5 protein-coding genes and 1 tRNA gene are annotated in these 7,362 nt (G+C 36.3%); 3 read left to right on the plus strand and 3 right to left on the minus strand.

Going from position 1 to position 7,362, the window contains the following annotated elements; translation table 11 throughout:
- Window positions 1-17 precede the first annotated feature (17 nt).
- Genes nrfD through fdnG form a run of 3 tightly spaced genes read right to left on the minus strand, consistent with a single transcriptional unit; the run spans window position 18 to window position 5,133 of the window.
- Complete coding sequence (nrfD, locus tag HN894_05830; GenBank protein ID MBT7142839.1) at window positions 18-1,235, minus strand: polysulfide reductase NrfD; 1,218 nt, start codon at window positions 1,233-1,235, stop codon at window positions 18-20.
- Window positions 1,232-2,086, minus strand: a complete 855-nt coding sequence (locus HN894_05835; GenBank protein MBT7142840.1) for a 4Fe-4S dicluster domain-containing protein — start codon at window positions 2,084-2,086, stop codon at window positions 1,232-1,234. Before HN894_05835 ends, nrfD begins: the two co-directional genes overlap by 4 nt.
- 11 nt (window positions 2,087-2,097) lie before the next feature.
- A complete protein-coding gene (gene fdnG / locus HN894_05840) occupies window positions 2,098-5,133 on the minus strand; it encodes a formate dehydrogenase-N subunit alpha (protein ID MBT7142841.1) in 3,036 nt (1,011 codons plus the stop codon).
- Between the two features lie 593 nt (window positions 5,134-5,726).
- Here fdnG and HN894_05845 point away from each other — a divergent pair.
- From HN894_05845 to HN894_05855, 3 genes are all read left to right on the plus strand, one after another.
- Window positions 5,727-5,817: transfer RNA gene (locus tag HN894_05845), tRNA-Sec, on the plus strand.
- Between the two features lie 96 nt (window positions 5,818-5,913).
- Window positions 5,914-6,153 (plus strand): hypothetical protein, encoded by a 240-nt coding sequence (locus tag HN894_05850; GenBank protein ID MBT7142842.1) that lies wholly within the window; start codon window positions 5,914-5,916, stop codon window positions 6,151-6,153.
- Window positions 6,154-6,453: 300 nt separating this feature from the next.
- The gene (locus HN894_05855) at window positions 6,454-6,945 is read left to right on the plus strand and encodes a hypothetical protein (GenBank protein MBT7142843.1); all 492 of its coding nucleotides are present in this window, start codon (window positions 6,454-6,456) and stop codon (window positions 6,943-6,945) included.
- Window positions 6,946-7,362: the final 417 nt, after the last annotated feature.

A 7,362-nucleotide genomic window follows, 5' to 3' on the forward strand; every position in this document is an offset into this window, starting at 1 on the left:
CCTCCTTTTATATTAAATTATTCATGCTCCGGATATTCAGAGTGCTTATAAAGTACAGGCATCCTTGAAACTATCCATTTGTATGTTACAACACCAGCAGTTATTATAGCAATAGTCAGAATTACTTCCGACCAACTTGGGTAATAACCAATAGGTTCGTCCCATTTATAAGCAATTACTGAAACATTCAAACGATTAACGATAATTCCCAGAACTGTCAGAATTGCTGCAAAACGTACCAGGGCGACTCTTTTCGAACGGACTCCAATGCCAAAAAGAATGGCAGGAAGAAGAACAAAACCAAAAATCTCTACTAAAAACCAGTAGCCATAAGGTGTTGCCAGTAGTTCCCAATTGTTGCTGTGGGCAACCCCAATCCATTTCAAAAAGAAATATGCTATCAAAACAACCGAGCAAGCTTTGCCAAGACCAATTGTAATAGTATTTATGTCATATGCATTTTCTCCTTCTACTTGATGTTTAAAAAATCGATGCGAAAGCATACTTTCAAAAATTACCATTGACAAACCTGCAGCAATTGCTGAAACGAAGAAAAATATTGGTATCAAAGAAGAATACCATAGCGGATGAACTTTTAGTGGTGCTAATAAAAACAAAGCTCCTAATGCAGATTGGTGCAACATAGAAAGAATCACACCTGCTATACAGACTCCAACCATTATTCTAAGTATCCAGCGTCTGGCAGCTTTCATATTGAGCCACTCGAAAATGGCCGGTGAAAATTCCAGAAATTGAACCGTCAGATAAAGAGCAACGTGCCAAGCTACCAAAAACATTACTGAAGCTACTCCATACGAAGCAATCATTGGATATGGTAATCGCCACGGCTGACCAAGGTCGAAAAGAAGTGCAACCACAACAAAAAAGTATCCTAAAAATCCTGTAAGAATTGCCGGTCTTAAAATTGGTCTGTATTCTTTTAATCCGAAAAGATGAACTGCCGAAGCAATCATAAATCCACCGGCAGCAAGAGCAACTCCGCAAAGAAGATCGAAGCCTATCCAAAGACCCCACGGATATTCGTCAGTTAAGTTAGTAGTATATCCAAGTCCTTTTGTAAAACGAATTATTCCAACAATCAAGCCCGCCAACATTATTAGCGAAGCAATAATGTTGAACGGTGTAGAAGCAACTTTAAGATATTTCGGGAAAGATAATCCTAAGAAAACTTTTTCTCTAAACCAGCTATTTGATGATTTGTTTACTGTACTCATGAATTATCCTCCTTTTTTTCTTTAGTTTCAACAGATTCTTTTAAATCTTTCATTTCTGCCTTAGTCAATTCATCTCTACGTTTTGCTATCCAATGGAAAGCAGTACAAACGGCTGCTCCTCCAATAATAACAACAGGTACAGCAGATAGAAATGGTTTAGTATAAGATGGAATTGAAGCAGTTCCAACATTTGTTTTGATACCAAATTTTTCTAATGGAACACTTGAAATGCACATAACATTTGTACCACCAACTTCATGCTCACCGTAAATATGATCAACATATTTTTCAGGATTATTTGAGATTCTTTTTTGGGCTTCTTTGATTAATTCGCCTCGTTCTCCGTAAAGTATAGCATCGGACGGGCAAGTTTGTGCACAAGCTGGTTTTAGTCCCTCCTCTATTCTATCGTAACAAAAATCACATTTTTGAATTAGTGGAATTGGTTTGTGATATTCAAATTTTGGTATTTCATAAGGACAAGCTATCATGCAATATCGGCAACCCATACAAAGATCGTCGTGATATACTACCGCACCATTTGGCAATTTTTCTAATGCTTTGACTAAACAAGCTGAAACGCAGGCTGGTTCGATACAATGTCTGCATTGCTCTTTATAAAATGCCCAGTCTTTCAACTCTTCATTTTCAACTTTTTCATGATAATGAATAAGTGTAAATGTAGAACAGCTAAGCTTTGAAGGATTCTGATAGCCAGGTCCGCCAAAAAATTCTGTTTTTTCGGCTGGCAAATTGTGCCATTGCTTACAAGCAACCTGACATCCTCGGCAACCTATACACTTTGTATTATCAGTGAGAAGGGCCATTTGTTCATTATATGTTTCTTTCATATCAATTCCTCCTATGCTTTATCGACGTTACAAAGAAATGCCTTATATTCAGGTATCATAGTATTGGCATCGCCAACATGTGGTGTTAACTCATTGGCACTGGCTCCGGTTGCAATACCTTTGTGTCCGAAATGCCAAATAAGTCCAACTTGATGAACTTTTTTTCCGGATACTTTAAAAGGTTTAAATCTTGCTGTTACCAAGGCATAGAGTTCAATTGTAGAGCGGATAGAACTTACTTTTACTTTATCGCCATGATTTATGCCTTTTTCTTGGGCAAGTTGTGGACTAATTTCAACAAAAGCATCGGGGCAGAGTTCAGCCAACCATGGCAAATTTCTTGTCATAGCTCCTGCCTGCCAGTGTTCTGTAACACGGTAAGTAGTTGCAACAATCGGATATTCTTTAGAATCGCCAATTTCTTCGGGACGCCAAATTTTTATCATAGGATTGTTTTGCTGACTGCACATCAGATTTGAAACCGGACTTTCTACAGGTTCGTAATGTTCAGGGAATGGTCCGTCTTTTAGCGAAGATGCAAAAAGACAAGCATGTCCTTCTTTTCTCATTATAAATGAATATTTCCCTTTCGGATTAATTGTACCATCAGGGTTTTTCATTGGTGGCCATCCTCCATCAGGAACATCGCCTTTCCATTTTCCTGCAAGTCTGTCGTATTTTACAACAGGTTTTTCAGGTGCCCAAGGAACGCCGGTTGCATCGCAAGAAGCTCTGTTATAGATTATTCTTCTGTTTACAGGCCAGCACCACGACCATTCAAGATTCAGACCAATAATATCCTCTTCAGGATTAGAACGTTTTCTGCGAGCCATCATATTTCCTTCTTCGTGCTCATGCTTGGTGTAACTGGCACAATATAACCAGTTTCCGGAAGAAGTACTACCATCGTCTTTCAGATATGCGAAACTTGGAACCAAATCTCCTTTTTTGAAAGATTTGCCTTTTGCAGGAAAATCTACATCTTTAAGGAAATATCCATTGATTTCTTTAGCAACCATATGTGGATCGGGTTCTTCTCCTTCACCATAATTCCAATTAAGCTTAGTTATAGGTTCAGGGAAAGCTCCTCCATTGCTATAAAGTTTTTTAAGCTCTTTATGAAGTTTATCTAAAATCCATAAATCAGGTTTGGCATCTCCGGGTGGTTCTACGGCTTTATATCGCCATTGTCCCCATCTTCCGGAATTTGTTACACTTCCTTCTTTTTCAATAGATGAAGCAGCTGGAAGTAAAAATACTTCTGTTTGAATATCTGCCGGATTGGCTCCGGGTCTGTTCCAAAAATTAGCAGTATCGGTTCCCCACAAATCAACTGCAACCAACCAATCAAGTTTTTCTATAGCTTTACTTTCCATAGAGGCATTGGGTCCGCCAACAATAGGATTTTGCCCGAGAGCAATAAGTCCTTTTATGGTACCCTTGTCCATAGCTTCAAACATTGAAATGTGCGAATAATTTGCACTTCTTTTTGGCAAATAACTAAACGCAAAATCGTTCTCCGGCTGTGCATTTTCGCCCCAGAAAGATTTCAGTAAACTGGTGATATATTTAGAATAATTTCCCCACCAATTGGCACTTTTTGAATCTTTTGTTTTTGGAGTCCATTTTCCCAAATAACTTGCAAGATCAATATTGTCGGCAGTTGGAGATTTAAGATAACCAGGGAGAATATGAAACAAAAGGCAATGATCTGTAGATCCCTGAACATTTGATTCACCACGTAAGGCGTTTATTCCTCCACCGGCAACTCCAATATTTCCCATTAACAATTGAAGAATTACATAGGAACGAATATTCTGTGTACCATGAGTATGCTGAGTTGTTCCCATTGCATACATAATTGTACCGGATTTATCAGCTTTGTGAGATTCCACAAAAGTTTCAACAACTTTTTTATAGGAATCAACAGGTGTTCCGGTTATTTCGCAAACACTTTCTATATCGTAGCGTAAAAAGTGTTTCTTCATCAGTTGATAAACGCAATTAGGATCGCTTAGTGTAGGATCTTTTTTAATTATTCCTGAAGAATCTGTTTGGAATCCCCATTTTGTTTTGGTGTAAGCACTATTTTTTATTTCACCAAAAAGACCATCTTTGAATTCGAATCCGGGATTAACTAAAAAGCTAGCATTTGTGTGTGCAACAACATACTCCTTTTGAATTAGGTCATATTCGAGGGCGTAATTTATTATACCGCCAATGTATGCAATATCTGTTCCTGATCTGAGAGGAGAATATATATCTGCGGCGGCAGATGTTCGAGTGAACCTTGGATCAACAGATATGAGTTTTGCTCCTTTGGCAAGAGCTTTGTTGACCCATTTGAAGGAGATAGGATGGTTTTCGGCCGCATTTGAGCCGATTATCATAATGTAGTCGGAGTTACCAATGTCAATCCAATGGTTTGTCATTGCTCCTCGTCCGAATGAAGCAGCCAAACTGGCCACTGTTGAGCTATGTCATATACGTGCCTGATGCTCGAGATAGACAACTCCGAGCGATCTGGCAAATTTGCTGTAACTGTAGCATTCCTCATTGTCTAAGGCGGCACCGCCTAAACAAGCAATTGCTTCAGTTCGGTTTATCGTGCGCCCCTCAATATCTGTTTTCTTGAAGCTGGCATCACGAGTTTCTTTAATTTTCAGAGCAATTTTTTGGACAGCAAAGTCCCAATCCTTTTCCTCCCAATCATTAGCACCCGGGGCGCGATACAGTACTTTCGATAATCGAAGTTCGTTGTTTGCCACTTGATATAAAGCAGCTCCCTTTGAACACAAAGCACCTTCATTGATTGGGTGGTCAGGATCTCCATCGATGTTTATTACTTTATTGCTGCGTGTAGAAACAATCAATCCACAACCTACTCCGCAAAACGGACAGATAGTAGTTGATTCTTTTGTCTTAAATGTCTTAAAATCTTTCTTATTTGCAATAGCAGATTTTGGAGACAATGCAAATGTAGTAACTACAGCACCTAAAGTAAATGCACTTCGCTGAAAAAATTGCCTTCTGGTAATTTTTGTCATAAAGTCCTCCCTTTAAAGTTAGTATTAAATTAGTTTATAAAAACAATTTACATTTTGAAAAAATTCAAAATATTATAATCTTGAAAATAAATGTATTCTATTGAGTCTTTTGAAAATGATATGAATGCCTATCTGTGCATATAAGTTGAAATTTCTGATTGGATTCAGGTGGTTTTGTATGAAAACTATTATTGTAATAATTACTTAATTTCATGTTAAAAATTTATTCTAAAATCAAATTCATACTAAATTATCCTTTTCAAATGTATGATAGTTTTGCTGACTTACCAAATATTTAGATCGTCATAATAGCCAAACATGACAAATATCATAATAAAAATGCAAATTGTTCGATATTATTTGCAAATTATTGCAGATACATGATATTTATCATAATAATTTTGAATATATTTCAATGAACAATCATATTAATGATTAATTTAAGTACTTTAATGCATGAACAACATGAATATTGCAAATTATCTTTAGATTAAGCTTAAATAAATTAGATTTTCAAATAATTTTTGCTTTATAATGAATTTTGTTTTAAATTTATCAAATGAATTTTGTTTAATTTATTTCGAAGCAATTTATAGAGGGGAAGAAACTGGTGTTTCAATTGGTCTTCAACACCAATAGCGGGCGGATAAAACCGTCTGTGGCAGGTTCGATTCTTGCTCCCTCGGCTTTGCTGAAATGGCAAAAGCAGAAACCAGAAAACAAGAACAAATGGGTTTTGACAAAATGATTTAGTTAAAATGAAATAGTTATATTTGAAAAATGAAAGAAAAAAACAATTTGATTAGAGTATATACAGGGACAGAAGTTATAGTAAATTTACTAAAGGATGAATTGGAAAAAATGGGAATACCCGGAATAATCCAAAATGATTTTAATTCAGGAATCACTGCTGGATTTTCAGCAGGAACTTCTTCCGCAGTTGATTTATTCATTCAGGAAATTGAACTAAAGAAAGCACAGCCAATAATAAGTGGATTTATACAGGTAAACAAAGGATAAAAAATAATGCAGCTGCTCTTAGTGTATAAAAGAAATAAAGCTGCAAAAATGGAAATGGCGGATCGCTTGAAATTCTGCAGAAACTGCTTGGACATTCAAAAATTGAAACTACAATGATTTACCTACACATTTCAGAAACCAGAAAACAAGAACAAATGAAAATGGTTTTTGATGAAATGATTTAGTTATTATAAAATAATTAAATTTGAAAAATGAAATTGAAAATAATAATAAAGAAATAAAGTGCAGACGCACTATATGCAATCGTTACTACTCCTTTAATCTCAAATTCAAAAAGTGATGACAGAATTAGAAGAAGCCAAACTTAAAGACTTAATACTTGAAAATCTGCCTGAAAAGGAGGAAATAGAAGCTTCTAAACTATCAGAACAATTAAATGAAAATGTTCAAAAAATTAGAAGTGTTCTTGAAGTATTAGAGGTTGACAATAAAATTATAGTCAGAAGAGCTGATTTTAAAGGGGGTTCCGAAAGACATATACGAAAACATCCCGATTTCTTCTTTGAGAAAGAATTCTATTTAGAAAAATTTCTAAAAGAAGAAGATCCAGACAAAAGCGAACAGATTGTCAACCTCGGTAATATTGTTATGGGTGACAATTCTGGCACATTAAGTCAGTCGTCTGACAATTTCTCAAAAAGTCGCACTTTTGATATTAGCAGCAACAGCACATCAAGCAAAAAAAGAACAATGTCAAGAATCAAATTGATTGCTCTAATTTTAAGTATTATTGTTAGTATTATTTTCATTTATCAGTTCTTTAATGGTTGACTAAATAAAAAGCGGTGGTAATAATTTGTAAAAATTACAGAGCATACAACCTTTGTGCTATTATTTATCGTTTGTACTTGAGCTACTATTCTTACAAGTAGCTGTTGGTGTGCCACGATGCTGAGTTAATCCAGCAGGTGAAAATCCTGTCAGGGCAATTGGCTGTTCACCCTGAAGAAAAGCGAACAGATAAGTCCGTGAGGATGATGCTGAAGCTTCGTTCTTTCAAATAATCAAGCCGTAATGCGTTGTGCGTGAACCCGTAGTAGCTTCGAGATGCGTATCAGTAGAATTGGGGAGAGTTTTGACGGTCTCGAACCCTGCCATACTAAATGGATAACAGTCGCAAGAAATTTAGTAAACTACCGGAGTCATAGGGGTGGCGTGATTATAGATGGATTAATACGGAACGTGGGA

It is taken from the genome of Bacteroidota bacterium (genome assembly GCA_018692315.1).
In the GTDB taxonomy this organism is placed as follows: Bacteria; Bacteroidota; Bacteroidia; order Bacteroidales; family JABHKC01; genus JABHKC01.

Excerpts from the sequence above, each read along its gene's own strand:
- HN894_05850 (MBT7142842.1), top strand. The coding sequence starts at position 5,914 with ATGAAAGAAAAAAACAATTTGATTAGAGTATATACAGGGACAGAAGTT.
- HN894_05855 (MBT7142843.1), top strand. The coding sequence starts at position 6,454 with ATGACAGAATTAGAAGAAGCCAAACTTAAAGACTTAATACTTGAAAAT.
- HN894_05835 (MBT7142840.1), bottom strand. The coding sequence starts at position 2,086 with ATGAAAGAAACATATAATGAACAAATGGCCCTTCTCACTGATAATACA.
- nrfD (MBT7142839.1), bottom strand. The coding sequence starts at position 1,235 with ATGAGTACAGTAAACAAATCATCAAATAGCTGGTTTAGAGAAAAAGTT.